The organism is Streptomyces sp. NBC_00690 (genome assembly GCF_036226685.1).
In the GTDB taxonomy this organism is placed as follows: domain Bacteria; phylum Actinomycetota; class Actinomycetes; order Streptomycetales; family Streptomycetaceae; genus Streptomyces.
In genome coordinates this window covers 4,460,968-4,487,907 of sequence record NZ_CP109009.1, presented here as the reverse complement: position 1 = coordinate 4,487,907, position 26,940 = coordinate 4,460,968, and the positions used below count along the sequence as shown (strand labels likewise).

General features: G+C 67.9%; 24 protein-coding genes. 10 read left to right on the top strand and 14 right to left on the bottom strand.

All coding sequences use genetic code 11. From position 1 onward, the window contains the following. The first annotated feature begins 115 nt into the window (after positions 1–115). A complete protein-coding gene (locus OID54_RS19680; protein ID WP_329021349.1) occupies positions 116–2,194 on the top strand; it encodes an ATP-binding SpoIIE family protein phosphatase in 2,079 nt (692 codons plus the stop codon). Between the two features lie 10 nt (positions 2,195–2,204). Here the strand turns inward: OID54_RS19680 and OID54_RS19675 are convergent, their stop codons facing one another. The 3 genes from OID54_RS19675 to OID54_RS19665 form a co-directional block, all read right to left on the bottom strand. After that, positions 2,205–3,296: an AI-2E family transporter gene (locus OID54_RS19675; protein ID WP_329021348.1), complete on the bottom strand. Its 1,092-nt coding sequence runs from the start codon at positions 3,294–3,296 to the stop codon at positions 2,205–2,207. Between the two features lie 287 nt (positions 3,297–3,583). Beyond that, positions 3,584–3,862 (bottom strand): hypothetical protein, encoded by a 279-nt coding sequence (locus OID54_RS19670; RefSeq protein ID WP_329021346.1) that lies wholly within the window; start codon positions 3,860–3,862, stop codon positions 3,584–3,586. Beyond that, complete coding sequence (locus OID54_RS19665) at positions 3,853–4,119, bottom strand: hypothetical protein (protein ID WP_329021345.1); 267 nt, start codon at positions 4,117–4,119, stop codon at positions 3,853–3,855. Before OID54_RS19665 ends, OID54_RS19670 begins: the two co-directional genes overlap by 10 nt. A 107-nt stretch (positions 4,120–4,226) precedes the next feature. On the opposite strand from OID54_RS19665, the gene OID54_RS19660 reads away from it, so the two are divergent. Both OID54_RS19660 and OID54_RS19655 read left to right on the top strand, forming a co-directional pair. Further along, positions 4,227–5,057: a helix-turn-helix domain-containing protein gene (locus OID54_RS19660; protein ID WP_329021344.1), complete on the top strand. Its 831-nt coding sequence runs from the start codon at positions 4,227–4,229 to the stop codon at positions 5,055–5,057. Next, positions 5,057–5,260 carry a DUF397 domain-containing protein gene (locus OID54_RS19655; protein WP_329021343.1) on the top strand — a complete coding sequence of 68 codons (204 nt, stop codon included), beginning with the start codon at positions 5,057–5,059 and terminating at the stop codon, positions 5,258–5,260. Before OID54_RS19660 ends, OID54_RS19655 begins: the two co-directional genes overlap by 1 nt. A gap of 76 nt (positions 5,261–5,336) precedes the next feature. Here the strand turns inward: OID54_RS19655 and OID54_RS19650 are convergent, their stop codons facing one another. The 3 genes from OID54_RS19650 to OID54_RS19640 all read right to left on the bottom strand — a co-directional run bounded on the left by OID54_RS19650 (position 5,337) and on the right by OID54_RS19640 (position 7,724). After that, on the bottom strand, positions 5,337–5,702 hold the full coding sequence (locus OID54_RS19650) for a GntR family transcriptional regulator (protein ID WP_329027647.1): 366 nt from the start codon (positions 5,700–5,702) through the stop codon (positions 5,337–5,339). Between the two features lie 64 nt (positions 5,703–5,766). Beyond that, positions 5,767–6,753 carry an ABC transporter permease gene (locus OID54_RS19645; RefSeq protein ID WP_329021342.1) on the bottom strand — a complete coding sequence of 329 codons (987 nt, stop codon included), beginning with the start codon at positions 6,751–6,753 and terminating at the stop codon, positions 5,767–5,769. Next, positions 6,750–7,724 (bottom strand): ABC transporter ATP-binding protein, encoded by a 975-nt coding sequence (locus OID54_RS19640; protein WP_329021341.1) that lies wholly within the window; start codon positions 7,722–7,724, stop codon positions 6,750–6,752. Before OID54_RS19640 ends, OID54_RS19645 begins: the two co-directional genes overlap by 4 nt. Positions 7,725–8,094: 370 nt before the next feature. On the opposite strand from OID54_RS19640, the gene OID54_RS19635 reads away from it, so the two are divergent. Further along, positions 8,095–9,600 carry an alpha/beta hydrolase gene (locus OID54_RS19635; RefSeq protein WP_329021340.1) on the top strand — a complete coding sequence of 502 codons (1,506 nt, stop codon included), beginning with the start codon at positions 8,095–8,097 and terminating at the stop codon, positions 9,598–9,600. 115 nt (positions 9,601–9,715) lie between these two features. Here the strand turns inward: OID54_RS19635 and OID54_RS19630 are convergent, their stop codons facing one another. Then, on the bottom strand, positions 9,716–10,672 hold the full coding sequence (locus OID54_RS19630; protein WP_329021339.1) for a pirin family protein: 957 nt from the start codon (positions 10,670–10,672) through the stop codon (positions 9,716–9,718). Positions 10,673–10,862: 190 nt separating this feature from the next. Next, complete coding sequence (locus OID54_RS19625; RefSeq protein ID WP_329021338.1) at positions 10,863–11,321, bottom strand: SseB family protein; 459 nt, start codon at positions 11,319–11,321, stop codon at positions 10,863–10,865. Positions 11,322–11,450: 129 nt separating this feature from the next. Here OID54_RS19625 and OID54_RS19620 point away from each other — a divergent pair, with 129 nt between their 5' ends. Both OID54_RS19620 and OID54_RS19615 read left to right on the top strand, forming a co-directional pair. Then, on the top strand, positions 11,451–13,322 hold the full coding sequence (locus OID54_RS19620) for an acyl-CoA dehydrogenase (protein WP_329027644.1): 1,872 nt from the start codon (positions 11,451–11,453) through the stop codon (positions 13,320–13,322). A 282-nt stretch (positions 13,323–13,604) separates the two neighbouring features. Beyond that, positions 13,605–14,906, top strand: a complete 1,302-nt coding sequence (locus OID54_RS19615) for a M18 family aminopeptidase (RefSeq protein WP_329021337.1) — start codon at positions 13,605–13,607, stop codon at positions 14,904–14,906. A gap of 283 nt (positions 14,907–15,189) precedes the next feature. Here OID54_RS19615 and OID54_RS19610 read toward each other — a convergent pair whose 3' ends face one another. Further along, positions 15,190–17,013, bottom strand: coding sequence for an NHL domain-containing thioredoxin family protein (locus OID54_RS19610; protein WP_329021336.1), 1,824 nt, complete (start codon positions 17,011–17,013; stop codon positions 15,190–15,192). 368 nt (positions 17,014–17,381) lie between these two features. On the opposite strand from OID54_RS19610, the gene OID54_RS19605 reads away from it, so the two are divergent. Next, a complete protein-coding gene (locus OID54_RS19605; protein ID WP_329021335.1) occupies positions 17,382–18,206 on the top strand; it encodes a maleylpyruvate isomerase family mycothiol-dependent enzyme in 825 nt (274 codons plus the stop codon). Positions 18,207–18,290: 84 nt separating this feature from the next. Here the strand turns inward: OID54_RS19605 and OID54_RS19600 are convergent, their stop codons facing one another. Then, on the bottom strand, positions 18,291–19,589 hold the full coding sequence (locus OID54_RS19600) for an MFS transporter (RefSeq protein ID WP_329021334.1): 1,299 nt from the start codon (positions 19,587–19,589) through the stop codon (positions 18,291–18,293). Further along, a complete protein-coding gene (locus tag OID54_RS19595) occupies positions 19,586–20,239 on the bottom strand; it encodes a GntR family transcriptional regulator (RefSeq protein WP_329021333.1) in 654 nt (217 codons plus the stop codon). Before OID54_RS19595 ends, OID54_RS19600 begins: the two co-directional genes overlap by 4 nt. Positions 20,240–20,633: 394 nt before the next feature. Between OID54_RS19595 and OID54_RS19590 the strand changes: the two genes are divergently transcribed. Next, on the top strand, positions 20,634–21,608 hold the full coding sequence (locus tag OID54_RS19590; protein WP_329021332.1) for a D-alanyl-D-alanine carboxypeptidase family protein: 975 nt from the start codon (positions 20,634–20,636) through the stop codon (positions 21,606–21,608). A gap of 152 nt (positions 21,609–21,760) precedes the next feature. Here the strand turns inward: OID54_RS19590 and OID54_RS19585 are convergent, their stop codons facing one another. The 3 genes from OID54_RS19585 to pdhA are packed head-to-tail and all read right to left on the bottom strand — an operon-like array spanning position 21,761 to position 25,329. Further along, positions 21,761–23,182, bottom strand: coding sequence for a dihydrolipoamide acetyltransferase family protein (locus tag OID54_RS19585; RefSeq protein WP_329021331.1), 1,422 nt, complete (start codon positions 23,180–23,182; stop codon positions 21,761–21,763). Between the two features lie 15 nt (positions 23,183–23,197). After that, complete coding sequence (locus tag OID54_RS19580; protein WP_329021330.1) at positions 23,198–24,178, bottom strand: alpha-ketoacid dehydrogenase subunit beta; 981 nt, start codon at positions 24,176–24,178, stop codon at positions 23,198–23,200. Positions 24,179–24,180: 2 nt separating this feature from the next. Continuing rightward, positions 24,181–25,329 (bottom strand): pyruvate dehydrogenase (acetyl-transferring) E1 component subunit alpha, encoded by a 1,149-nt coding sequence (gene pdhA / locus OID54_RS19575; protein ID WP_329021329.1) that lies wholly within the window; start codon positions 25,327–25,329, stop codon positions 24,181–24,183. A 371-nt stretch (positions 25,330–25,700) separates the two neighbouring features. Between pdhA and OID54_RS19570 the strand changes: the two genes are divergently transcribed. Continuing rightward, a complete protein-coding gene (locus tag OID54_RS19570) occupies positions 25,701–26,366 on the top strand; it encodes a response regulator transcription factor (RefSeq protein WP_329021328.1) in 666 nt (221 codons plus the stop codon). Between the two features lie 150 nt (positions 26,367–26,516). After that, entirely contained in the window at positions 26,517–26,933 is a 417-nt protein-coding gene (locus tag OID54_RS19565) for a pyridoxamine 5'-phosphate oxidase family protein (RefSeq protein ID WP_329021327.1), read from the top strand. Positions 26,934–26,940 lie beyond the last annotated feature (7 nt).

Genomic DNA, 26,940 nt, shown 5'->3' with positions numbered 1-26,940 from the left:
ACCGGTGCCGCCCGCGCCTGTTCCCGCGCTCCCTTCTGCCGTCCGTCCACGGCCCGTTCACCCGCGGGTGGCCCCCGGCAGGTCAGGCATCAGCAGATCGGAATAAAGTGAGGCAATGCGCACCGAGGACGTCCTGGCAGCCATCGCCACCGGCCTATGGCGGTGGGACAAGGCATCCGGGACGGTCACCCTCGACGCGGAGGCCGCCCGGCTGATCGAGCTGACCCCAGAAGCCGGCCCCCACCCCGAGTCCGTCGTGAGGGCCCGTTTCCACCCCATCGACTGGAACGAGATCAACGGCGTCGTCGGCCTCGCCATCGCCGAGGACACCCTGGCCGAGGGGCGGCTGAGGATCGTCGACGAGGCCGGGCGGGTGCTGCGCACCGTCCGCTTCCGCTCCAAGCCGTTCCGGGTGGGCGCCTCCCACGTCCTGTACGGAACGCTCCAGGAGGTCGCCGAGCCGACCGAGGGCACGGCCGCGCAGACCCCGATCACCGGTGACTGGCGGCGCTCCCGGGAGGCGTTCCTGCTGGACGCGGGGCGGGCACTGGCCGAGGCGCGGTCGACCGCCGAGGTGCTGCGGGTGGCCGCATCCCTGTCGATGCCGGGATTCTCCCCGGACGGGCTGGCGGTCTTCGGCGCCGCGGGCGACCGGATCACCATCATCGGACAGCACGGCCACCAGGGGGCCGAGGATGACCCCTTCAGCCATATGCGGATGGACACCGACCATCCTGCGGCCGAGGTCATCCGCACCGGACGGGCCGTGTACCTGCCGAGCCCCGACGAGTACGACCACCGCTATCCGACCAGCTGGCCGCTGGCGCAGCGGCTGGGGCGGCAGTCGTGGGCGTATCTGCCACTGATCGTCGCGGGCCGCACCATGGGTGCCTGGATGGCGGCGTTCCGGCACCCGGTGACCTTCACCCCCGACGAGCGCTCCGTACTGACGACAGTCGCCCGGATGCTGGCGCAGGCACTGGCCAGGGCCGGGGTCGCGGAGACCGAGCGTGAACTGTCCCTGGGGCTCCAGCGGTCGATGATGCCGGTACTGGGACCGGCCATCCCGGGCATGTCGGTGGCCGCGCGCTATGTGCCGACGGGTGGGGGCCTCCAGGTCGGCGGCGACTGGTACGACATGATCCCGCTGCCCTCCGGACGCATCGCCCTGGTCATCGGGGACGTACAGGGTCATGACGTACGGGCCGCGGGACTGATGGGCCAGTTGCGGATCGCCCTGCGCGCGTACGCGTCGGAGGGACACCGTCCGGACGCGGTGCTCTCCCGGGCATCGCGCTTCCTGCACGGCATCACCGACTCCTACGGGCAGGGCGACTACTCCGGTCCGCGGTTCGCCACCTGCCTCTATCTGGAGGTCGACCCGGCGAACGGGCGGATCGAGATGGCTCGTGCGGGTCATCCCGAGCCGGCGGTCCGAATGACTGACGGAACGGTTCTGCTCAGGCCCACCGAGGGCGGCCTGCCCCTGGGCATCGACCGGGACACGGACTATCCGACGACGCGGCTCACGCTGGAGCCCGGCGAAACGCTGATGATGTGCACCGACGGTCTGCTGGAGACCGGCGGCCATGACCTGGACACCGGCTGGGCCAGGCTGCGGACGGTGCTGGAGAACGACCCGGGCGAATCGCTGGAGGAGTTGGCGGACGCCCTGGTGCAGGCGGTCCACGGACCCGTCTCCCACTACACGACCGGCCCGCTCGCCGACCGGCGCGAGGACGATGTGGCACTGGTGCTGCTGTCCCGCGAGGGGCAGCCGGTGACGGAGGCCCCACGGCGGATGGTCATGACGGTGGCCCAGGCCCAGCCGGAACGCATCGCCGTCGCCCGCCACCAGGTCAAGGAACTGCTACACGACTGGTCCGACCCGGACCAGCTCGACTCCGCGGTCCTGATGGTCTCCGAGATGCTGACCAACGTCCTGGTGCACACCGACGGCAACGCCCTGCTCTCGGCGGAGGTCGCCCACGGCAACGGGGACGGCCGGCGGCTGCGCGTCGAGGTCACCGACGCCAGCGATGAACTGCCGCACAAGCGGCGCCCCGGCGAGATGGCGTCCTCCGGCCGCGGCCTGGTGCTGATGGAGATGCTGGCGGACGCCTGGGGAGTGGACCCGCGGGGCGAGGGCAAGTCGATCTGGTTCGAACTCCACGAGCCGAAGACGAAGGAGTAGGCGGCGGCGATCAGCCGGCCGATTCCGTCCCGGCCCCTTGTGCCCCCTCGGTCGTTCCGCTGCCGTAGACCTTCCGCAGTTCACCGATGATGCCGAAGGCCGCGGCGGTCACGGGTACGGCGAGCAGCATCCCCAGGATCCCCGCCACACCGGCGCCCGCGGTGATCGCCAGCATCACGACGGCCGGGTGCATCTGGACGGTACGGCTCTGGATCATCGGCTGGAGCACGTGCCCCTCCAGCACCTGGACGGCGAGGACGACACCCAACGCCCAGAGCGCGATGACCCATCCCCGGTCGGCGAGCGCCACCAGGACCGCGACCGCGCCGGAGAGGAACGCACCGAGATAGGGGATGTACGCCCCCACAAAGACGAGCGCCCCGAGCCCGAGGGCACCGGGAACCCGCAGGATCAACAGTCCGATGGTGATGCAGAAGGCGTCGATCAGGGCGATGAACGTGGTCCCCCGCATAAAACCCTCGACGGCCTCGAAGGCGCGTCGTCCCATCGCCTCGACGACTTCCCTGTTCGGCCCGGGTGCGATGACCCGCGCCAGTCCCGCCGCCTTGTCGGAGTCACGGAGGAAGAAGAAGATCAGCAGCAGGGCCAGCACGGCGATGGCGATCGATTCGCCCACCACGCTCAGCCCGCTGATCACACCGGAGGCAGCGGTCCCGCCGAACTTGGTGAGCAGGTCCTTCGCATTGGTCGCGAGGTCGTCGAGGGAAGTGCCCGCAGCCCCGAAGTGCTCAGCGAGGCCCTTCGCGGCCTCCCGCAGCGAGGAGACGATCTGGTCGCCGCTGTCGATGAGCGCGCTGACGACGATGTAGGTGGCCCCACCGACCACCGCGACGACGGCCGCACAGGTGAGCCCGGCTGCCAGTGAGCGGTGCATACCCATCCGTACGAGCCACCGGTACAGGGGCCCGAGCAGCGCGGTGCCCAGCAGCGCGAGCAGTACGGGGGTGACGGCGGTCCGCAGATACCCGATCAACCAAATCGCCACCGCCGCCACCCCGGCGACCAGCAACAACACGACACACCAGGCGGCAAGCCGGCGCACGGGCTCGGGCAGAAGTCTCGACCGCTCTGGGAACTGCACACGTCCAGCGGACCACGACCAGACGCGGCCGTCGCGCGCTCGGGGGCCGGGCGGGTGACACTCCATCAACGGTTCGCACCCTCGGGCAGGTGGCCCCTAACCCGTACAGATCATCTCGCCGGGAGTCGGTCCCGCATCGAACTCGGGGAAGCAGTCGGGGCACGCGTACAACGTCGTCCGTCCGGGCACACCGGCGCTCCCGACCGACCGAACAATGATCGGCGCCCAGGTGAGCCGGCCACAGTGACAACAGAAGGCGGACGGATCGGGGAAACCACCCTCAGGGCTCATGTGGTCACCCCCTGGATGGCCCGGGGGTCGACGTCGCTGGGCGAGTCCCACTGTTTCGTATAGCACTCGAAGAACAAGTAGCGACGGTGCCCGGTGCGTCTGAAGTGGACTTCCGTCCACGCTTCGGCATCGTCGACGCAGAAGTCCTCGGCACCTTCTGGGACCGCCCTGCACCCGGACTCGCCCGAGGCACACGCGACGTGCACGGAAGTCCCGTTGGCTTCATGGAGCTTGAGCGTCCAGATGACTTCCCTGAAGCGACGGGTCAGCTCCATGTCGACGCCTCCTGAACGCCGTTGTCGCTGACGATGACCTCCGCCACACCCGGACGATCACCACAACTCCAGACACTCAGGCTCTCGCCGCTCACACTCCACTCGCGCCCTCCCCCGAGAGGACGAAGGAAATAGCTCCTCAGGGAGAAGTCCATGACCACCCCCACCCTCTTCGCCTCGGCATCCCGAACCATGGCCCCGACCGCGAACTCCTGACTCATGCCGCCCTCACGATCCGGGCGGGTGGGTGAACACATGGACCACACCTCTCCGTAGTTGCTCAACTACCAAGTGAAGTCAGCGTGGTCTAGAGTCGAGAACCATTCAACTTGTCGGGAGAGAGGGAAAGGTTCGTGATCGACATTTGAACCGCAAGGAGTTGACCCCAGGGGCGTCGCCGCAAGCAGCATTCGGTGCAGAGATTCGCAGCTCGCGAGAGAGACATGGGTGGACACAGGAAGAGCTAGCCGATCGAATGGGATACTCCAGCACGCATATTTCATCGGTTGAAACTGGACGCAAATCCCCGACCTTGCGTCTTTCGCGAAGCGCTGACCTGGCCTTAAGCACGGGAGATCTGTTCGAGCGCAAGTGGCGCGAGATTCGCCATGGCGCGCTACTGGAGGGCTTCCCGGAGTACATCGGGTACGAGGCCCGGGCAGTAGAGATCAGACTGTTCGAGGTCGGGATCATTCCGGGGCTCCTTCAGACCCCCGACTACGCGAGAGTGCTGACAGACAGCGCTATACGACGGGGAGCCATCACACCCGAACAAGCAGGCGAGCGGATCGAGTTCTTGGCAGAACGGCAGGCTGGAGTACTAGAACGCCCGCGTCCGCCCATGCTGCTCGTGGTCATGGACGAGAGCTGCATCCGCCGCCCAATCGGAGGCGCCGAAATCATGGCCGCCCAACTCCAACACCTGGTGGATTTCGCGGCACTTCCCAACACCTGGCTGCACGTTGCGCCGTTCGACATAGGAGAACGCCGCACGTTCAATCGACCGGTCAACCTGCTAACGCTTGCCGACCGCTCCATGGTTGCCTACGTCGAGTCTCAGACTCAGGGGCACCTGGACCGCGAAACCACCTCTGTGGTGCCTCTACTGACGGCATACCATCAACTACAGGCCGAATCAGCTTCACAAACATCATCCGTGGACATGATCAATCAGGTACGAAAGGGCGCCCTGTGATGATCGAAACTCCTTCGCTCCGTTGGATCAAGTCCAGTTACAGCGACAACGGAGGCACCTGCGTCGAGTGGGCACCCTCCTACGCATCTGCCAACAGTGTCGTCCCCGTCCGTGACAGCAAGAACCCGACCGGCCCGACCCTCGTGGTCAGCACCTCCGCATGGTCAGGGCTCATCGCTCTCGCCCGCACCAGCGAGCTGTGAACGCATAGACACAAGTGACGCCTACGGGGCGGGTGCGGCCCCCCCGGCCGCACCCGCCCCGTTCGGGCACTTCCCGCTACCCGCGCCCCTCCGGCGCCGGGAACTGTTCGTCCAGTGTTGCGTTCAGCAGCGCCCGTACGTCCTCCCGTTCCATTCCCGTCGCGCGGGCGCTGTCCATCCAGGTGATCAGTTCGGCCGTCAGTCGCTCGCTGTCCTTGGAGGGCGGGCGGGCGAGGGACTGGCTGACGAAGGTGCCGACGCCCGGGCGGGGCTCCACCAGGCCCTCGCGCTCCAGTTCCCGGTACGCCTTGAGGGTGGTGTTGGGGTTGACCCGGGTGGTCGCGGCGACCTGGGCGGCGGTGGGGAGGCGGTCACCCTCCACCAGGACGCCCAGTCGCAGAGCCTGCTTGACCTGCTGCACGATCTGGAGGTACGTGGCCATCCCGCTGCGCCGGTCGATCCGGAACTCGACCACGGTCACTCCTTCGTTCTTCCTTCGGGCCGACTCACAGCGACTTGCGTCGCATCCACCACACCGTGGCGGCGAGCATGGCGACGGTCAGTGCCAGAAGTATCCCTGTCATGGACCACTGGATGGCCGGAAGCTGGTCGAGCTTCACGTACTCGACCACGTCGTTCACGATGCCGTGCTTCTTGACACAGGCCGTGCTCTCCGCCTCGGTCATACGGACGCAGGTGCCCCAGCCGTAAAGCTTTCCGTCCGCGGTGCCGACCCAGTTGTCGACCTGGACTTCACCGGGCTTCAGACCGGCGCCACTCTCGCCGCCCATCGGGTACGAGATCCGGTGGGGGGTGACGAAGAAGGATGCCATGCGGTCCTTCACCATCATCGCCCCAACGGTGAGGGTGATGAAGGTGACTCCCATGGCGGCCACGGAGCGCTTGAGGACCGCTCCGGCGAGGATGCCGAACGAGGTGGTGAAGAGGGAGAGCGCCACCAGCACCGGGCCGGTGGTGTAGATGACACTGTTGTTCCACCAGTCCCCTCCCGAGAAGTAGGTATCCACCGGTCGCCAGGTCCAGGTGAAGACCACCGTGATCAGGGTGGTGAGGGCCGCGATGACCAGCAGCGGCACGGCCAGTGTCGTCCCGATAACGCGCAGCCGGGCAAGGGACTGGGTGGTGGTGAGCCGCAGCGTGCTGTTCTCTTGCTCGGCCCCGAGCAGTGGGGCGCCGAGGAACACACCGAGGATGAGCGGCAGCGAGGAGAGTACGAAGAAGGCGTTCGCCAACTTGTCCTCGTCCTGGGGCAGGAGCTGGCTGAGTTCGGCGGCCTTCGGTGTGTCCAGGAAGTCGATGAGCAGACTGCGCTGGTAGACGCAGTACGCGATGAACAGTGTGGTGCCGCCGATCAGCAGCAGCAGGCTAGTGCGGTTGCGGCGCCAGGCCACCCAGCTCATCCCGCGCAGGAAGGTGCGACCGGGGGTGGCGGTCGAATCGCTCGGCGCCTCGGTCTTCGTCAAAACGTTCATGCGGCCATTCCCTCCTTCTGCGAGGCCGGCGCGGTGGCGGTGATGTCGGCTCCGGGAGTGATCAGGGCGGGTACATCGGCGGAGCGCAGATAGGCGAGCAGCACCTCTTCGAGGTTCGGCTCCACGCTCTCGTACGAGTCGCCCAGCTCCGCGCCGGGGCGGATCAGTGCGGTGAACTGCCGTCCGGTGACACGGGATTCGACGACGGCGTGGCGCTCGGTGAAGACGGCGGGAAGGACTCCGTTGTCGTTGGCGCCGGTGCCGGGGCCCGGGTCGGCGAGTCCGGTGACAAGTCGGTGGGCGGGGACCAGTTCGTCCACGTATCCGGCCATGCGGAGTCGGCCGCCGGAGAGGACGACCAGGTGGTCGCACATCTCTTCCAGTTCAGACAGGAGGTGGGACGACATCAGTACGGTCAGGCCGTGTTCGGCTGCCTCCGAGAGGAGCAGCGCGGAGAGTTCGTGCCGGGCCAGCGGGTCGAGGTCGGCCATCGGCTCGTCGAGGAGGAGGAGTTCGGCGCGCTTACCGAAGGCCAGGGACAGTGCCACGCGGGTGCGCTGGCCGGAGGAAAGGGTGCCGATCCGGGCGCCGAACGGCACCTTTCCCGCTTCCACGATCCGTTCGGCGGCGGCCTGGTCCCAGTGCGGGTTGAGTTCGCGGCCCAGTCGCAGGGTTTCGGCGACCGTGAACCCCTTGTAGAGCGGGCGTTCCTGGTCCACGAACGCCGCGCGCTGGAGTGCGGCCGGGTCGCTGACCTCCATGCCGAAGAGGCGGAGGCTGCCGGTGGTGGGGCGGAGCAGACGGGCGGCGATGCCGAGGAAGGTGGACTTTCCGGCGCCGTTCGGCCCGACGAGTGCGCTGACGCAGCCTGCGGGCAGTCGGAAGGAACATTCGCGCAGGGCCCAGCCCCGCCGGTACTTCTTGCCCAGATCCAGAGCCTCGACGGCGTACGGATGGGAATCGCCGCTCATCCAGATCCCCCCTTTCACTAGTTAGTTAGTGGAATGATGGTGAGTATGGGGGTGCGTCGGCCCGGGAGTCAAAGGCACTGTGCGGCGATTCGGAGCGGGGCGGCCCACAGACGGAGGCAAAGATGCAGGTCAAGTTGCCTGTACTGGGGCCTCGGACGCGTTTTCGCCAGCCGCAGGAAGCAGGGCAGCGGGAACCCCCGTACGGCTAGTGGAAGTCCCCTACAGGTAGGGAAAGGGCCCGTACAGGCAGGAGAAGTCCGGTCGGAGCGTGGAGAGATGGCCGCTGTGGAGTGCCGGGGGGAGCCGCTTGTTACGTCCCCACCATGTGCTCATTCAGCCGCCGTCACACAAGATCGCAACAGTGGCGCGCATGAACACGAGCACCCGTGTGAACAAGCCCCCGGACCGGGGTCGGCGAGCTCTGGCCGTACTCCTCGCCCTCTCCGCGTCCACCGTCGCCCTGGCCGTCCCCGGTCCGGCAGCCGCCCAGCAGCCTGCCGGTGTTGCCGCCGCCCCTCCCCCGTCGATCCGTTGGGGTGCCTGCCCCAAGGGCGATCCGCCCTATCCCGACCCCAGCCCGAAGGCGCAGTGCGCAACGATCAAGGTGCCGCTGGACTGGTCGAAGCCCAAGGGCGCGAAGATCGGTATCTTCGTGGCCCGCCACCGGGCCACCGATCCGGCGCGGCGCATCGGCGTGCTGATGTCGAACCCGGGCGGCCCCGGAGCGCCCGGAGCCGACGACGCCCTGTACGCGGACGACCCCCTCTCGGGCTACACCCCGGCGATGCTCCAACGCTTCGACATGATCGGCTTCGACCCGCGCGGCATCGGCCGCAGCCAGGGCGCCCGCTGCGATGAAGCGATCCTCGACAAGATCCCCAACCGCCCCCGCAACGCGGCCGAGTTCGAGCGGCTGCGCACCCTCAACGGTCGGCTCGCGGACAGTTGTCTGAAGCTGACGGGGCAGCTCGCCGCGCACATGGACGGGGAGAGCGTGGCCCGTGACATGGACGCGATCCGGGCCGCCCTCGGCGAACGCAAGATCAGCTTCATCGGCCACTCCTACGGCACCTTCCTCGGCGAACGCTATGCGCGCCTGTTCCCGAACAGGCTGCGCGCGCTGGCCCTCGACAGTGCGATGGACCCCGACCGCCCGAACGCGGAACGCTTTCTCACCGACGGCAGCACCACCATCAACAGTGCGCTGAAACGGCTCGCGACCTGGTGCGAGAAGGACCCGACCTGTGCGCTGAAGGGCAAGGACCTGACCGCCGTCACCAAGACCCTGTTCGCCCGCGCCGACGCGGGAACGCTCCGTGACCCGGGCCCGAACGGACCGACCCGGACCAAGGTCAGCGCCGACAGGCTGTCCGACTTCCTGACCTTCGCCCTCGGCAAGTCGGCCCCCGACATGGCAGCGGAACAGCTGGCCGCCCTCCACACCGGAAAGGGCGAGGTCCGCTGGATCCCCGTCGGCTCCAGCTTGGAGTCCCGGCTCGTGCTCTGCCGGGACTACGACTTTCGCATCCGCGACTACGCCCAGTACCGCGCCATCCGGGAGCGGGTCGCGAAGGCCGCCCCGCACGTCCGCTACAACTCCCAGGCACTGGACACCATCCTCGGCTGCCAGGGCTGGAGCATGCCGCCCAAGCCCCGACCCGCTCGGGCGAAAGGCGACCTCCCGCCCGTCCTCGTCGCCAATGCCACCCATGACCTCGCGACGCCCTTGCCAGGTGCACGGCGCATGGCACGCGCCTTCCCGGAAGCGACCCTGTTCACCATGGACGTCGTAGGCCACTGGCTCTACCGCAGGGGTGGGACGGAAGAGGCGATGCGTGTGATCGACGCCTACCTCACCCGCCCCCGAGGCAAGTAGCGACGCCTATCCCACCCGTCCCTGGGGAAAGCAGCGCAGGACACGACAGAGCCCCGCACTCACCGAGCTGAGTGCGGGGCTCTGTCGTGGGGTACTGCCAGCCCGTACGCCGAGGTCACATACCGTGCACGGCCGGAATCGTGCCCAGCCGGCCGGCCTGGAAGTCCTCGAACGCCTGGCGCAGCTCGTCCTGGGTGTTCATCACGAACGGCCCGTAGTGCGCCATCGGCTCACGGATCGGCTTGCCGCCGAGGAGCACGACCTCCAGATCGGGGGTGTTGGAGTCCTGGGACTCGTCCGCCCGAACCGTCAGTGCGCCGCCGTCGCCGAAGACGGCCGTCTGCCCCTTCTGGACGGGGCGGCGGTCCTCACCGACCGTGCCACGACCTGCGAGGACATAGGCGAGACCGTTGAAGTCACTGCGCCAGGGCAGTCTGATCTGTGCACCCGGCCGCAGCGTCGCATGGATCATCGTGATCGGGGTGTGCGTGATGCCCGGCCCCTCGTGCCCGTCGAGCTCTCCCGCGATGACACGCATCAGTGCGCCGCCGTCGGGCGAGGTCAGCAGCTGGACCTGGCCGCCACGGATGTCCTGGTAGCGCGGTGCCATCATCTTGTCCGCCGCCGGAAGGTTCACCCACAGCTGGAGTCCATGGAAGAGTCCGCCCGACATCACCAGCTGCTCCGGGGGAGCCTCGATGTGGAGCAGACCGGAGCCGGCCGTCATCCACTGGGTGTCACCGTTTTGAATGGTTCCACCGCCACCGTTGCTGTCCTGGTGGATGAAGGTTCCGTCAATGAGGTACGTGACGGTCTCGAAGCCGCGGTGCGGGTGCCACGGGGTGCCCTTCGGCTCTCCCGGCGCATACTCGATCTCGCCCATCTGATCCATCATGATGAACGGGTCGAGGTACTTGTAGTTGATCCCGGCGAACGCTCGGCGAACCGGGAATCCTTCCCCCTCGAATCCGGTGGGGGCGGTCGTCACGGCGAGCACCGGGCGGTTCGCGGCCTCAGCGGGCGCGGCGACGCGCGGCAGAGTGAGCGGGTTCTCGACAGTCACTGCGGGCATGGCAGTACCTCCTTGTGCGACCAGTTTAGTTGAATCCTGAACTTCCTGCTACTCGGGAAACGAGAAAGGCCCGGGAGGAATTCCTCCCGGGCACTCGCAGGAGCCGATTTCGGCAGCCGCACCTGACCTACATGCCTTGTGTGACGCACGATGCACGGCGCCGCACGCGCCACGCATCACGCATGACCCGCTACCCGTACATACGGCGCATGGCGAAGTCGACCATCTGCTCGACGGCCTTGGCGTCGAAGACCATGCGGTGCTCCCCCTCCATGTCGAGGACGAAGCCGTAACCCGTGGGAAGGAGGTCGATCATCTCGGCGCCGGTGATCACGAAGTACTTGGACTCCTTGCCCGCGTACCGCCGCAACTCCTTGAGCGAGGTGAACATGGGGATGACCGGCTGCTGGGTGTTGTGGAGCGCCAGGAAGCCGGGATTGTCGCCGCGCGGGCAGTAGACCTTCGAGGTCGCGAAGATCTGCTGGAAGTCCTCGGCGGACAGGGAACCGGTGGTGAAGGCCCGTACGGCATCGGCGAGCGACGGCGGCGACGGCTCCGGGTACAGCGGCTGCCCCTGCGTCTGGCCCCCGTATGGCTGCTGGGGTGCGTACTGCTGGTGAGCGCCCTGACTCTGGTCATAGCCGTACATGCCCGCAAGAGTAACCAGTCACAGTTAGCCCAAGAGGGGTTGCATCTTATTACCGACGGGTAGCATCATCGTAGCTACTTGCTGGTAGGTAAGAGCAAACTGACTCCCGATCCTTACGGAGCCGTCGCCATGGGGCACTACAAGTCGAATCTCCGCGACATCGAGTTCAACCTCTTCGAGGTCCTCGGTCGCGACCAGCTGTACGGCACCGGCCCGTTTGCGGAGATGGACGTCGAAACCGCCAAGAGCATCCTCGCCGAGATCACCCGCCTCGCGGAGAACGAGCTGGCGGAGTCCTTCGCCGACTCCGACCGCAACCCCCCGGTCTTCGATCCCACGACCGGCACCGCCCCGGTACCCGCGTCCTTCAAGAAGAGCTACCAGACCTTCATGGACTCCGAGTACTGGCGGCTCGGCCTGCCCGAGGAGATCGGCGGCACCACCGCGCCCCGCTCCCTGATCTGGGCCTACGCCGAAATGCTGCTGGGGTCCAACCCCGCGATCTGGATGTACTCGTCGGGCCCGTCCTTCGCCGGACTCCTCTACGAAGAGGGCACCGAGGAGCAGAAGAAGGTCGCCGAGATCGCCGTCGAGAAGCAGTGGGGCTCGACGATGGTCCTCACCGAGCCCGACGCGGGCTCCGACGTGGGCGCCGGTCGTTCCAAGGCGGTCCAGCAGGAGGACGGCTCCTGGCACATCGAGGGCGTGAAGCGGTTCATCACCTCGGGCGAGCACGACATGTCGGAGAACATCCTCCACTACGTCCTCGCCCGCCCCGAGGGCGCCGGCCCCGGCACCAAGGGCCTCTCCCTCTTCCTCGTACCGAAGTTCCACTTCGACTGGGAGACGGGCGAGCTCGGTGAGCGCAACGGCGTCTACGCCACGAACGTCGAGCACAAGATGGGTCTCAAGGCGTCCAACACCTGCGAGATCACCTTCGGCGACCGCCACCCGGCCAAGGGCTGGCTGATCGGCGACAAGCACGACGGCATCCGCCAGATGTTCATGATCATCGAGTTCGCCCGGATGATGGTCGGCACCAAGGCCATCGCCACCCTCTCCACCGGCTACCTCAATGCGCTGGAGTACGCCAAGGAGCGCGTCCAGGGCCAGGACCTGGTGAACTTCATGGACAAGACCGCTCCCAAGGTCACCATCACCCACCACCCCGACGTACGCCGCTCGCTGATGACACAGAAGGCGTACGCGGAGGGAATGCGCGCCCTCGTCCTCTACACCGCGTCCATCCAGGACGAGATCGCCGCCAAGCAAGCTACCGACAAGGCCGCTCAAGACGGCCAGGACACCGAGCACGCAGAGAGCACAGAGGACGCCAAGGCCCTCGTCGCCCTGAACGACCTGCTGCTGCCGATCGTCAAGGGCTACGGCTCGGAGAAGTCCTACGAGCAGCTCGCCCAGTCGCTCCAGATCTTCGGCGGCTCCGGGTACCTCCAGGAGTACCCCGTCGAGCAGTACATCCGGGACGCCAAGATCGACACCCTCTACGAGGGCACCACCGCCATCCAGGGCCAGGACTACTTCTTCCGGAAGATCGTCCGTGACCAGGGCCAGGCGCTGAACGCCCTCTCCGAGGAGATCAAGAAGTTCCTCGCCATCGGCACCGGCGGCGAGGACCTGGCACCCGCCCGGGACTCGCTCGCGCAGGCGACGGTGGACCTGGAAGCGATGGTCGGCGTCATGACGAACGACCTGATCGCCACCGGCGATGACGTCAAGAACATCTACAAGGTCGGGCTCAACACCACCCGGCTGCTGCTCGCCTCCGGCGATGTGGTCGTGGGCTATCTGCTGCTGCGCGGCGCCGCCGTCGCCGCCGAGAAGCTCCCCACCGCGACCCCGAAGGACGTGCCCTTCTACAACGGCAAGATCGCGGCGGCCAAGTTCTTCGCCGCCAACGTCCTGCCCGGCGTCTCCGCCGAGCGGCGGCTCGCCGAATCGGTGGACCTCGCCCTGATGGACCTCGACGAGGCCGCCTTCTAGACCATCCCCGTCCCCCATGGCCTGCTGCCCCCGGTGAGACCGCCGGGGGCAGCAGGTCGTCCAGGTGTCCGAGCCGAGCGTCGAGGGGTCAGTCGAGGGACGGGCAGGGGCATCAGACCCGCCCCTGCCCGCTGGAACCCCCGACGAACCGGCCCACGGCACCCCCGCCCCAGTGCCGCCGCAAGCACCTTCGTCCGAGCTTCCGACCACGGCCCACGAGCCCGTACGAGAACGGCGGTACTCAGCCACGAACGCCCCGCCCCGCCTCGTTACAGTGGCTCCATGAGCACCAACGCATCCCTCCGGTTCGATCGTGGGCACACCGACGACCTGATGACCTTCCTGGCTGCCGCGACCTCCCCGTACCACGTGGTGGCCGTAGCGGCGGAGCGCCTGGAGAAGGCCGGCTTCCGCCAGGTCAAGGAGACCGAGGCATGGGATGCGTCGACCGGTGGCCGATATGTCATCCGCGGGGGCGCGCTCATCGCCTGGTACGTGCCGGAGGAGGCCCCCACACACACTCCGTTCCGCATCGTGGGCGCCCACACCGACTCGCCCAACCTGCGGGTCAAGCCACTGCCCGACGCCGGCTCGCACGGCTGGCGACAGATCGCCGTCGAGGTCTACGGAGGCCCGCTGCTCAACAGCTGGCTCGACCGCGACCTCGGCATCTCCGGACGGCTCAGCCTGCGTGACGGAACGCATCGACTGGTCAAGATCGACCGTCCGCTGCTGCGGGTGCCGCAACTCGCGATCCACCTCGACCGCTCCGTACACGCCGACGGCCTCAAGCTCGACAAGCAGCGCCATATGCAGCCCATCTGGGGTCTGGGCGAGGTCCACGAGGGCGATCTGATCCGCTTCCTCGAACAGGAGAGCGGACTTCCGGAGGGCGAGGTCACCGGCTGGGACCTGATGACCCACTCCGTCGAGGCCCCCGCCTACCTCGGACGGGACGAAGAACTCCTCGCCGGGCCCCGCATGGACAACCTGCTCTCCGTCCACGCCGGCCTTGCCGCGCTCATCGCCGCTGCTGCCACCCCCGCACTGCCCTACATCCCGGTGCTGGCCGCCTTCGACCACGAGGAGAACGGCTCCCAGGCGGACACCGGTGCCGATGGACCGCTGCTCGGATCGGTGCTGGAACGCTCGCTGTTCGCCCGCGGCGGCGGGTACGAGGACAAGGCCCGGGCGTTCGCCGCGACCGTGTGCCTGTCGTCGGATGTCGGTCACGCCGTCCACCCCAACTACTCGGAGCGCCACGACCCCACGCACCACCCGCTCCCCAACCGCGGCCCGATCCTCAAGGTCAATGTGAACCAGCGGTACGCCACCGACGGCAGCGGCCGTGCGGTGTTCGCCGCGGCCTGTGAGAAGGCGGGGGTGCCGTGGCAGACGTTCGTCTCGAACAACTCCATGCCGTGCGGCACGACGATCGGACCGATCACGGCAGCCCGGCACGGCATCCAGACGGTGGACATCGGCGTCGCGTGCCTGTCGATGCACAGCGCCCGAGAGCTGTGCGGCGCCCAGGACCCCTATCTGCTGGCGAGCGCGTTGACCGCGTTCCTGGAAGGCGCCTGATCCGCGTGGCCGTGGGCGGCACCCGCCCACGGCCAGGGCCCCGCTCTCGCTGACCGCCCTTCGGCGATCTGACCGGAAACAGGCGGGAAACGGACGGTCCGTGAAGGTGGGGCCATGAAACGGAACAACGCCACCACTGCCGGTTCAGGATCCTTCCCCCGCGTGCCCGCCACCGTGTACGGAGCAGCCGTACGCGATCCGGAGTGGGACCCGGGGTGACCGAACACCGATCCCGGGGCCCGGCCGCAATGACGGCCGGGCCCCGGGATCGCTGCCAAACCAGTCAGTCCATACCCGCGAGGACGAGCGGCAGCCGGGAGACACCGTCCGCGCTCACCCGCACCGGCACCCCCCAGTCCTGCTGGTGCACATGGCAGGCCGGGTACTCCTGCGCCGGATCGTCGTCGCAGGACGCGGCCATCGCCGACACGTGCAGCACCCCTTCGCCCACCGCGGCATCGATCTCCACCTCACGGAACAGGTCCGTGCCCGCGCCGGCGCCGGACAGCAGCAACTCGGGCGGCGTGGAGGAGACCAACAGCCGGGTCGAGGGCCCGTAACGGGTGTCCAGCTTCTGACCGGCCGGCGCCTGGAAGACCACATCGATGCGCAGCGCGCCCGCCGCCACTTCGGTCGCGGCGCGCTGGGTGCGGTGGGCCACGGCCTCCACCCGCACCGCCTCATCGGGCAGCCGCAGCCGGGTCAACCGGTGTCGGGCGGACTCGACGACCACGATGTCCTCGCCGACGAGCACGGCGTCCGACGGTTCCCGCAGATCCGTGGCCAAGGTGGTGACCTGGCCGGTGGCGGGGTCGTAGCGGCGCAGCGCATGGTTGTAGGTGTCGCTCACGGCGACCGAACCGTCGGGCAGCGCGGTCACCCCCAGGGGATGCTGGAACAGGGCCTGCTCGGCGTCCCCGTCGCGGTGCCCGAAGTCGAAGAGGCCCGTACCGACGGCCGTGCGCACGGTGTGGGCGGGGTCGTCGGCTTCGATGTAGCGCAGGGACGACGACTCGGAGTCGGCGATCCACAGCCGCTCGTCGGTCGCGGCCAGACCGGAGGGCTGTGCGAACCACGCCTCGGTGGCCGGCCCGTCGACCAGGCCCTCATTGGTGGTGCCGGCCGCGAGCCGCACGGTCTGTGAGGCCGGGTCATAGGTCCACAGCTGGTGCACTCCGGCCATCGCGATCCACAGCCGCCCCTGCCACCAGGCCACGTCCCACGGCGACGAGAGGTCGACCTCGCGTGCGGGGCCCTCGCTGGGCGCCCCCTGCCACCACTGCTTCCCGGTCCCGGCGAGCGTCTCGATCACACCGGTCTCGGGGTCGTACGCCCGGATGGAGTGGTTGACGGTGTCGGCGACCGCGATCCGGCCGTCGGGCAGCGGCGCCAGGCCCTGCGGCTCCTTGAACGCACCATCCGCACCGCCGTCGATCCGCCGTACGACGGACTCGCCGTCGGGTGACAGCTCGACGAGTTGGTGCCGGGTGGTGTCGGAGACCAGGAAGTTCCCGGACGGCAGGACGACGGCCTTGCCGGGGAAGCGCAGATCGGTGGCGACGGGCTCGGGCGGCACATAGGGCCCGTCACCGCGACGCAGGGTGCCCTTGGCCGCGTGCTCGGTCTCCAACTCCGCGACGAGCCGCTCGATGGCGTGGGCGTGTCCCTCACCGGCGTGCTGGGCGACGACGTACCCCTCCGGGTCGATGACGACGAGGGTGGGCCAGGCCCGTACGGCGTACTGCTTCCAGGTCGCCAACTCGGGGTCGTCGAGGACGGGGTGGTGCACCTGGTAGCGCTCGACGGCATCGACCACGGCCCGGTGGTCGGCCTCGTGCACGAACTTCGGCGAGTGGACGCCGACGATCACTACGGTGTCGCGGTGCTTCTCCTCCAGCTCCCGCAGCTCGTCCAGGACGTGGAGGCAGTTGATGCAGCAGAAGGTCCAGAAGTCGAGGATCAGAATGCGGCCCCGAAAGTCCGCAAGCTTCAGATCCTTGCCACCGGTGTTCAGCCAGCCGCCCTTGCCGATCAGCTCGGGGGCACGGACACGGGCACGTCGGCGGGGCGCGGGCGCGGGGGTGGGCGCCGGGGCGGCATCGTTCATGGTTCAAGGGTGCCATCCCGGAGGAATCGGACGCTGCCCGTCGGGTGTGTGGACCCGGCCACTTCCACACCGTCGAAGCAGCGGTATCAGCCGGGCCGAAAGAGGTGTGAACCCGCCCCGTACGCCCTCACGACGGGCCGTCAGTCATTTCGTACGGATATGAGGTGACCTGGTGGGACAGCCTGCCCCCACCTGCGATGCCATGGTTTTCGGCCTTCGGACACGGGCCTACGATCGTCATAGGAAAGCACTGCCGACGCGCCGCGCGGCAGCGTAACTTAATCGCCGAACCTCCCACGCAGCCAAGCCGTCCGCCGCCAGCAGTAAGCAGCCAAGCCCGCGTCCACGCAGAACCGCCGAGGGGTCCCGTGACCGTCCATCCCAGCCTCCAGACCTACGCCGATGCCTGGACCCACGCCGTCGAGTCGATAGCCGAGCTGGTGCAGCCGCTCGTCGAGGGGGAGTGGAACCGCGCCACCCCGTGCCCTGCCTGGTCGATCCGCGACGTCGTCTCCCATGTCATCGGCATGGAGACCGAGATGCTCGGCGATCCACGGCCCATCCACACCCTCCCCCGTGATCTTTACCATGTGCAGAGCGACTTCGCCCGGTACATGGAGATGCAGGTCGATGTCCGTCGGCACCACACCGCTCCGGAGATGACATCGGAGCTGGAGTACACGATGATCCGGCGGGCGCGCCAGCTGCGCAACGAGAACCGTGCGCCCAACACCATGGTCCGCGCGCCCCTCGGCACCGAGCAGACCCTCGAAGTGGCCATGCGGATGCGGGCCTTCGACACCTGGGTGCACGAGCAGGACCTGCGGGTCGCCCTGAACCAGCCCGGCAACCTCGACTCCCCCGGCGCCCACATCACCCGTGACTACCTGTTGGAAGCCCTGGCGAAGGTCGTCGCCAAGGACGCGGGCGCACCGCCGAATTCGGCCATGGTGCTCGATGTGCACGGGCCGCTGGAGTTCCTGCGGACGGTCCGGGTGAACGCGGACGGCCGCGGTTCCGTCGACGGCTCGCCGTCGCTCGGGCCCTTGGTGAGCCTGGCGATGGACTGGGAGACGTACTACCGACTGGCCTGCGGCAGGGTCCGGGCAGCGGCCGTCGCCGACCGGATCAAGGTGGACGGCGACCAGGAGTTGGGGGCCTCGATCCTGCGGCACTTCGCCGTCACCCCCTGAGGCTTCGTACCGCCCGCCGTGTGACGTAGGGCCGGTGTCCGTGGGGCTCGTAGGTGGCCGCCGGTGCACCGGAGCTCGGTCCGCTCACGCCGGTACGTGTACCGCCTCCACCCGGCTCGCCACCAACCTCTCGCGCTCCAGTTGCGCCGTACGTCTGCGCAACCGCAGGATCTGGGCGATGCCCAGCGCCTCCAGTACGAACACGCAGGAGAAGGCGATCCGGTAGTTGCCGCCGGTGGCGTCGAGCAGGAGACCGATCGCCAGCAGGGTCGTCATCGAGGCGGTGAAGCCGCCCATGTTGACGATTCCCGATGCGGTGCCCTGCCGCTGGGGCGGGTTCGCCGGACGGGCGAAGTCGAAGCCGATCATCGAGGCCGGACCACCGGCGCCCAACACCACGCACAGGGTGACCAGGAGCCACATCGGGGCCTGTTCGCCGGGGTAGGCGAGGGTGATGGCCCAGATCAGCGCGGTCGCGGCGATCGAGCCCAGGGTGAGTGGCAGCCGGGCCGCGTGATGGCGTGCGATGACCTGCCCGTACACCAGTCCTATCACCATGCTGACCAGGACGTTCAGGGTGAGCAGGGCGCCTGCCGTCGCGCGGGTGAGGCCCTGTGCCTCGATCAGGAAGGGCATCCCCCACAGCAGCATGAAGACCATGCTGGGGAACTGCGTGGTGAAGTGCACCCACATGCCCAGCCGAGTGCCGGGTTCCCGCCAGGACAGGGTGATCTGCTTCCGTACGAAGGCGCCGCCGCGGTGGTGGGACGGCGGGGGTTCATGGCCCGGGGGGTGGTCCTTGAGGAACAGCAGCACCAGGGCGATCGCGACCACTCCGGCCACCGCACTGCCCGCGAAGGTGGTGGTCCAGCCCACACCGTGCAGCAGTCGTGCGATGACCAAGGTGGAGATCAGATTGCCGGCCATCCCGAACAGCGCGGCGACCTGCGCTATGAGCGGCCCGCGGCGGGCCGGGAACCAGCGGCTGCCGAGCCGCAGCACGCTGATGAAGGTCATCGCGTCCCCACAGCCGAGCAGGGCGCGGGCGGCGAGTGCGGTCTCGTACGAGGGGGAGAGCGCGAAGCCCAGCTGTCCCAGGGTGAAGAGGACGGCCCCGAGGGTCAGGACCTTCTTGGTGCCCAGTCGGTCGACCATCAGTCCGACGGGTATCTGCATGCCGGCATAGACGAGGAGTTGGACGATCGAGAAGGTCGAGAGCGCGGAGGCATTGATGTCGAAGCGGTCGGCGGCGTCGAGCCCGGCGACCCCGAGTGAGGTACGGAAGATGACGGCGACGAAGTAGACGGCGACGCCTATGGACCAGATCGCCGCGGCACGACGTCCGCCCGGCGGGTCTCCCGGTAGGGCGGCCGGTCGGTTCACCTGGCCTCACCCCGAGCCAGTGCCCTGACCCAGCTCACATGGCGGTGCACCAGTTCGGCGGCGAGGTCCGCGTCACCGGCGCGCAGGGCGTCGAGGATCTCGCCGTGCTCGGTGACGTTCTTCGCGATCCGGTCGGGGTGGGCGTGCATCACGGCGACTCCCATTCGCAACTGGCGGTCTCGTAGCTGGTCGTAGAGCCGGGAGAGGATCTCGTTGCCGCCGTTGCGGACGATCTCCGCGTGGAAGGCCCGGTCGGTGGCGGCGACGGCGGCCAGGTCTCCGTCCTTGCCCTGGCGCTTCTGCTGTTCCAGCAGCTCGGCAAGGCGGTCCAGCAGTCGCGGGGACGCGGGCACCGCCTTGCGGGCCGCGTGTTCCTCCACCAGGAGCCGGGTCTCCACCACATCGGCGATCTCCTGTGCCGACACCGCGAGCACCAGCGCGCCCTTCTTCGGGTAGAGCTTGATCAGCCCTTCGACCTCCAGCTTGAGCAGCGCCTCGCGCACGGGGGTGCGTGACACCCCCACGGCGTCGGCGAGTTCGCCCTCGGTGAGGAGGGTTCCGCCCTCGTAGCGGCGGTCGAGGACGGCTTGCTTGACATGGGTGTAGACGCGTTCGGCTGCGGGCGCGGTGACGGGAGCTGCGGCGGGCATGCACACAGCTTAGATACAACAGAGGTACATCAGAAGCGGGCGTCCACCATGCAGGACCGGACCGCCCGGGCGACCTCGATCCGGGGCCACCGCCACCCGGGCCAACCGCTATCACGGGGCGATGAGGGCACCGACTCCAGTTCGATGCGGTGCAGGGGAACCAACCACCGGGCCGCTGGAGTGTGAGTGGTCAGTGGGGCACCCGGATGCAGATGGGGCGGTCCGCCGAGTCAGGGCCGGCCCTGATGCCAAGACTGACCCCTTGGCACGGATGTGGGCCGGGAGACGCAAAAATCTCCCGAGATACTCCTGATTCGCGTACATCCTTTCCTGACTCTCGCGTGTCTCACTCCGGGGCCCTCGATCCTTCCTGGCGCCCCGTCCTGACTTCTCGATGGATGTGCGAACTCGGAGCGTTCCTTTGATACTCAACAACACGAGCGTGCGCAGAGCCGCCACGGTTGTCATCTCCGGTGGTCTCCTGCTCACCGTCTCCCCACTCGCCGCACCGGCGCAGGCCGCGGCCCGCCCGGTCCCGACGGTCAGCGCCAAGGGCGCCTTTCTGATGGACCAGGCGTCGGGCAAGGCGCTGTACGGCAAGGGCAACGACACCCGCCGTCAGATGGCGAGCACGACCAAGGTGGCGACCGCCATAACGGTCCTCACCATCCCGGGCGTCAGCCTCAGCAAGAAGGTGACGGTCAAGCAGACCTACCGCGACTACGTGACGCGGGAGAAGGGCAGCACCGCCGACCTCAAGACCGGCGACAAGGTGACGGTCCGCCAGCTCCTGTCGGGGCTGATGCTGCCGTCCGGGTGTGACGCCGCGTACGCGCTGGCCGACACCTTCGGCACCGGGACCACCACCGCCGCGCGGACCAAGTCGTTCATCGGCAAGATGAACGCGAAGGCCAAGTCCCTGGGTCTGAAGAACACCAACTTCGACTCGTTCGACGGCATCTCGCAGGGCGGGCGGAACTACACCACCCCGTCCGACCTGACCAAGATCGCCCGGCATGCGTTCTCCAGCGCGACCTTCCGCGAGGTCGTGAAGGCGCAGAAGTACGTCACCAAGGCGACCACCAGCACGGGTGGCACCCGCACCTACACCTGGTACAACACCAACAAGCTGCTGGGCACCTACAGCGGCGCCGTCGGCATGAAGACCGGTACCGGCAGCGTCGCAGGACCCTGCCTGATCTTCGCGGCCACCCGCGGTTCCAAGACGTACGTCGGGGTCATCCTGGGCGCATCCAGCGTGGACGCCCGCTTCAAGGACGCCGGCAAGCTGCTGGACTACGGCTTCGGCTCGTCGACCGCCAAGAGCATGAAGCTCCGGTCGCTGCCGGTCGGCGCCCAGCGGGACTGAGCACGTCAACCGCAGTACGCAGCAACTGAAGCGGGGGTCCGTGGCACTGTGCCGTGCCACGGACCCCCGCTTCATATTCGTCGCCCCGAAGGCCCTGCTTCACAGGCCCCGGTGATCAGCGCCAGGACATGTCCGACGATCTCCGGAGGCCCTCAGGCCCAGGTGATCAGTCGACGGGGGTTCTCCAGGACCGCCGCCACGTCCGCCAGCACCTTCGAGCCGAGTTCCCCGTCGACGAGGCGGTGGTCGAAGGACAGGGCCAAGGTGGTGACCTGGCGGGGCTTCACCTTGCCCTTGTGGACCCACGGTTGGAGCTTGATGGCCCCGACCGCGAGGATCGCCGATTCGCCCGGGTTGAGGATCGGCGTACCGGTGTCCACTCCGAAGACACCCACGTTGGTGATGGTCACCGTGCCGCCCTGCATGGCCGCGGGGGAGGTCTTGCCTTCCCTGGCGGTGGTCACCAACTCGCCCAGACTGCGGGCGAGCTGGGGCAGGGTCAGTTCGTGCGCGTCCTTGATGTTGGGCACGAGCAGACCGCGCGGGGTGGCCGCTGCGATGCCCAGATTGACGTAGTGCTTCTGGACGATCTCCTGGTTCACCTCGTCCCAGGCGGCATTGACCTCGGGGTTCCGCTTGATCGCGACCAGGAGTGCCTTGGCGATCAGCAACAGGGGGTTGACCCTGAGCCCGGCCAGGTCCGGATCGGCCTTCAATTCGCCGACGAGCTTCATCGTGCGCGTCACGTCGAGCGTGATGAACTCGGTGACGTGCGGTGCGGTGAACGCGCTGCCCACCATCGCCGCCGCCGTGGCCTTGCGGACGCCCTTGACCGGGACGCGGGTCTCCCGCGCACCCATCTGCACGGGTGCGGGAGCCTGCGGCTCGGTCTTCTTGCCCTCTTCCGAGTTGCTGCTGACCGATTCGGGCACGGTCACCGCGGCGTGGACGTCATCGCGGGTGATGACCCCGTCGGGGCCGGTGGCGACGACGGCCGCCAGATCGACGCCGAGGTCCTTGGCGAGCTTGCGCACGGGGGGCTTGGCGAGCGGGCGGGCCGCCGCCGGAGAGGCTGCCGGAGGCGCAGCCACGGGCTCGGGCGATGCAGCGGCGCTGCGGCCGTTCAGCTCGGACTGGATCGCCGCGGTGGGCTGCTCGGGCACCTGGGCACCCTTGCGCGGACGCCGCTTGGTGGAACTCTCGGCGACCCCATAGCCCACGAGCACCGGCTGTCGACCCTGAGGCTTCTCGTCCGCTTCCGGTTCGACGGCCGGGGCGGTCGGCGCCGTGGCGGACTCGACGGGTGCCGCATCGGGGGTGACGTCCACCGAGATGATCACCTGACCGACGTCGACGGTCGTCCCCTCCGGGAAGCGGAGTTCGTGCACCACCCCGTCGTAGGGGATCGGCAGTTCGACGGCGGCCTTCGCCGTCTCCACCTCGCAGACGACCTGTCCGTCCGTGACCGTGTCACCGGGCTGGACGAACCACTTGAGGATCTCGGCCTCGGTCAGGCCCTCGCCCACGTCGGGCATCTTGAACTCGCGGTAGCGGAGTGTCGTGTCGTGCGTCATGTTCTCGGCACCCCTTCAGTACGCGAGCGAGCGGTCTACGGCGTCCAGCACCCGGTCCAACCCGGGGAGGTACTCCTCCTCCAGCCGGGCCGGGGGATAGGGCGAGTGGAACCCGCCGACCCTCAGCACCGGGGACTCCAGGTGGTAGAAGGACCGCTCGGTGATGCGGGCGGCGATCTCCGCGCCGGAGCCGTAGAAGACGGGGGCCTCGTGCACCACGACCAACCGGCCCGTCTTCTCGACCGACTTCTGGATGGTGTCGAAGTCGATCGGGGACATCGAGCGCAGGTCCAGCACCTCAAGGGACTTGCCCTCTTCGGCCGCCGCGGCGGCGGCTTCCGTACACACCTTCACCATCGGCCCGTACGCGGCCAGCGTGAGGTCCGAGCCCTCCTTGACCACCCGTGCGGTGTGCAGGGGGCCGGGGATGGCCTCGGTGTCGACCTCGCTCTTGTCCCAGTAGCGCCGCTTGGGCTCGAAGAAGATGACCGGGTCGTCGCTCTGGATGGCCTGCTGGAGCATCCAGTACGCGTCGGACGAGTTGGAAGGTGAGATCACCTTGAGCCCGGCGACGTGTGCGAAGAGGGCTTCGGGGGACTCGCTGTGGTGCTCGACCGCGCCGATGCCACCGCCGTAGGGGATGCGGATGACGACGGGCATCTTGATCTTGCCGAGCGCCCGGGCGTGCATCTTGGCGAGTTGGGTGACGATCTGGTCGTACGCCGGGAAGACGAAACCGTCGAACTGGATCTCGGCGACCGGTCGGTAGCCGCGCAGCGCGAGGCCGATGGCCGTGCCGATGATGCCGGACTCGGCCAGGGGGGTGTCGATCACCCGCTCCTCGCCGAAGTCCTTCTGTAGTCCGTCGGTGACCCGGAAGACGCCGCCGAGCTTGCCGACGTCCTCGCCCATGATCAGTACCTTGGGGTCGGTCTCCAGGGCCTTGCGCAGCGACTCGTTGAGCGCCTTGGCGAGGGAGAGTTTCTGTGCGGCCATGGTCAGTTGCCCTCCTCGGCGAATGACGCCTGGTACGCGGCGAACTGCGCGCGCTCCTCGTCGACGAGCGCATGGCCGTCGGCATACACATGCTCGAAGATCGCCATGTGGTCGGGGTCGGGCATGGCCCGAACCGCCTCCCGCACCCGCTTGGCCAGTACGTCGCTCTCCTCGTCCAACGCGGTGAAGAACGCTTCATCGGCGTGCTCTTCGGCGGTCAGGAGGGTGCGCAGCCGCAGGATCGGGTCCTTGGCCTCCCAGGCGGCCCGCTCGTCGTCGTGGCGGTACTTCGTCGGGTCGTCCGAGGTGGTGTGGGCGCCCATGCGGTAGGTGAACGCCTCGACGAGCGTGGGTCCCTCTCCGTTGCGGGCCCGTTCCAGGGCCCACTTGGTGACCGCGAGACAGGCGAGGACGTCATTGCCGTCGACGCGGACGCCGGGGAAGCCGTAGCCCTGGGCGCGCTGGTAGAGCGGTACCCGGCTCTGGCGCTCGGTCGGCTCCGAGATCGCCCACTGGTTGTTCTGGCAGAAGAACACCACGGGTGCGTTGTAGACCGCCGAGAAGGTGAAGGACTCGGCCACGTCACCCTGGCTGGAGGCGCCGTCGCCGAAGTACGCGATCACCGCGGAATCGGCGCCGTCCTTGGCCACACCCATGGCGTAGCCGGTGGCGTGCAGCGTCTGGGAGCCGATGACGATGGTGTAGAGGTGGAAGTTGTTGCTGTTGGGGTCCCAGCCTCCGTGGTTCACCCCACGGAACATCCCGAGGAGATTGGTGGGATCGACCCCGCGACACCAGGCGACGCCGTGCTCACGGTAGGTGGGAAAGACGTAGTCGTCGTCGTCGAGGGCGCGGCCCGAGCCGATCTGCGCGGCCTCCTGGCCGAGCAGCGACGCCCACAGTCCCAGTTCGCCCTGTCGCTGGAGAGCGGTGGCCTCCGCGTCGAAGCGACGGGTGAGGACCATGTCCCGGTAGAGCCCGCGCAGCTCTTCCGAGGTCAGATCAATGCTGTAGTCAGGGTGCTCGACGCGCTGGCCTTCCGGCGACAGCAGCTGTACGAGTTGGGGCTCGGAACTGAGTGGCTTCTTCGCGGCGCTCACCCGCTTGCTGCTGCGTCGCGGCTTGCGCGCGGCAGTGCTCTCCACGGTCACGTGCGTGCTCCTCCGTCTATCCGGTCCCCCGGGTTCGCCGGGAGCCTGGGGTCGCCCCTGCCGAAGACAGGGGGAGGCTCGCCCCTTCGTCCGCTCCCGCACGGGGTGGGTGCGGCAGACGGTTGAACGGGCGTGACAGGTGCCCCGACGAGACCCTGTCAAAAGGCACGTTACCCAGTGCAGCACATTCCTGCGAAACCCCATTTGACCTGCGTTTTTGCTTGGATTTCCAAGTAAACGGAGAAAATGGTGAATCACTGCTGGCAGGAGCCCTGATCAGCACCGGTCACGACCCAGTGGGCCGCCGAGACATCGGCACGGTATACCGGCCACCCGGGGCACGGGAAGAGCTGGTGTGTGAGACTGCATTCGTGCGCGAAGAACGAAAAATCACCGTATTCCTCTTGGACGACCATGAAGTCGTCCGACGTGGCGTCCATGAGCTGCTTTCGGTCGAAGACGACATCGAGGTCGTCGGCGAAGCCGGTACGGCGGAGGACGCCATGGTCAGGATCCCCGCCACCCGACCCGATGTGGCCGTGCTGGACGTACGACTGCCGGACGGGAGCGGGGTCGAGGTCTGCCGGGAGATCCGTTCCCAGGACGAGAACATCAAATGCCTGATGTTGACGTCATTCGCGGATGACGAGGCGCTTTTTGACGCCATCATGGCCGGTGCATCCGGTTATGTCCTTAAGGCGATCCGTGGAAATGAGCTACTGGAGGCGGTGCGCGGAGTAGCGGCCGGAAAGTCCCTCCTCGACCCGGTGGCCACCGCCCGCGTACTGGAGCGACTGCGCGACGGGAACAACCCCAAGAGCAACGACAAGCTCGCCGGGCTGACCGAGCAGGAGCGCAAGATCCTCGACCTGATCGGGGAGGGGCTGACCAACCGGGTCATCGGCGAGCGGCTGCACCTCGCAGAGAAGACGATCAAGAACTACGTCTCCAGCCTGCTCTCCAAGCTGGGAATGGAACGCCGCTCGCAGGCCGCGGCCTACGTGGCCCGGATACAGGCCGAGCGTCAGCACCACTGACCCTTCGCGGTACGCATGGGAACGCGTACCGACCGGGGCGTCGAGGTCCATGAGTGCGCACCGATCCGATGGATCACGGGACCTTCGGCCCCCGTCGAGGAGGGGCGGCTGCCCCTTCCCCGCGACGGCAAAGTAATCGAAAGTGGACCTATGTCCACCGAGGAACTCCGCGCCATCGAGCTGCTCACCCGGGTCTCGTACGGCCGACTGGCGACGAGCATGCGGGCCATGCCCTTCGTGGCTCCGGCCCGACACATCGTGCAGGACGGCCGGGTGCTGCTCCGCATCCACCGCGGCTTCGGCTACCACCGCGCCTGCAACGGCAGTGTCGTGGCCTATGGCGCGGACAACTTCAACTCGGGCGGCACGACCTTGTGGTCCGTTCAGTTCACGGGCATGGCGGAGATCGTCCAGCCGGCGGACGAGGTGATCCGGCTCTTCGGCCATGAGCCGATCCAGGCCGACGGCGAGAACTTCGAGGCGGTCTTCATGCGGGTCGAGCCGCAGTTCGTGACCGTGCACACCCTCGATTATTGCGAAGAGCTGCACGACGGACACGCTGCGTGATCTATCA

Bases quoted from the DNA above. Each gene is read 5' to 3' on its own strand.
- OID54_RS19595 (WP_329021333.1), bottom strand. From the start codon at position 20,239: ATGCCCGCCGCAGCTCCCGTCACCGCGCCCGCAGCCGAACGCGTCTAC.
- OID54_RS19565 (WP_329021327.1), top strand. From the start codon at position 26,517: ATGTCCACCGAGGAACTCCGCGCCATCGAGCTGCTCACCCGGGTCTCG.
- OID54_RS19665 (WP_329021345.1), bottom strand. From the start codon at position 4,119: ATGTGTTCACCCACCCGCCCGGATCGTGAGGGCGGCATGAGTCAGGAG.
- OID54_RS19585 (WP_329021331.1), bottom strand. From the start codon at position 23,182: ATGACGCACGACACGACACTCCGCTACCGCGAGTTCAAGATGCCCGAC.
- OID54_RS19620 (WP_329027644.1), top strand. From the start codon at position 11,451: ATGGGGCACTACAAGTCGAATCTCCGCGACATCGAGTTCAACCTCTTC.
- OID54_RS19630 (WP_329021339.1), bottom strand. From the start codon at position 10,672: ATGCCCGCAGTGACTGTCGAGAACCCGCTCACTCTGCCGCGCGTCGCC.
- OID54_RS19650 (WP_329027647.1), bottom strand. From the start codon at position 5,702: ATGGCCACGTACCTCCAGATCGTGCAGCAGGTCAAGCAGGCTCTGCGA.
- OID54_RS19590 (WP_329021332.1), top strand. From the start codon at position 20,634: ATGGATGTGCGAACTCGGAGCGTTCCTTTGATACTCAACAACACGAGC.
- OID54_RS19635 (WP_329021340.1), top strand. From the start codon at position 8,095: ATGAACACGAGCACCCGTGTGAACAAGCCCCCGGACCGGGGTCGGCGA.
- OID54_RS19645 (WP_329021342.1), bottom strand. From the start codon at position 6,753: ATGAACGTTTTGACGAAGACCGAGGCGCCGAGCGATTCGACCGCCACC.
- OID54_RS19640 (WP_329021341.1), bottom strand. From the start codon at position 7,724: ATGAGCGGCGATTCCCATCCGTACGCCGTCGAGGCTCTGGATCTGGGC.
- OID54_RS19580 (WP_329021330.1), bottom strand. From the start codon at position 24,178: ATGGCCGCACAGAAACTCTCCCTCGCCAAGGCGCTCAACGAGTCGCTG.
- OID54_RS19680 (WP_329021349.1), top strand. From the start codon at position 116: ATGCGCACCGAGGACGTCCTGGCAGCCATCGCCACCGGCCTATGGCGG.
- OID54_RS19615 (WP_329021337.1), top strand. From the start codon at position 13,605: ATGAGCACCAACGCATCCCTCCGGTTCGATCGTGGGCACACCGACGAC.
- OID54_RS19610 (WP_329021336.1), bottom strand. From the start codon at position 17,013: ATGAACGATGCCGCCCCGGCGCCCACCCCCGCGCCCGCGCCCCGCCGA.
- OID54_RS19655 (WP_329021343.1), top strand. From the start codon at position 5,057: ATGATCGAAACTCCTTCGCTCCGTTGGATCAAGTCCAGTTACAGCGAC.
- OID54_RS19625 (WP_329021338.1), bottom strand. From the start codon at position 11,321: ATGTACGGCTATGACCAGAGTCAGGGCGCTCACCAGCAGTACGCACCC.
- OID54_RS19670 (WP_329021346.1), bottom strand. From the start codon at position 3,862: ATGGAGCTGACCCGTCGCTTCAGGGAAGTCATCTGGACGCTCAAGCTC.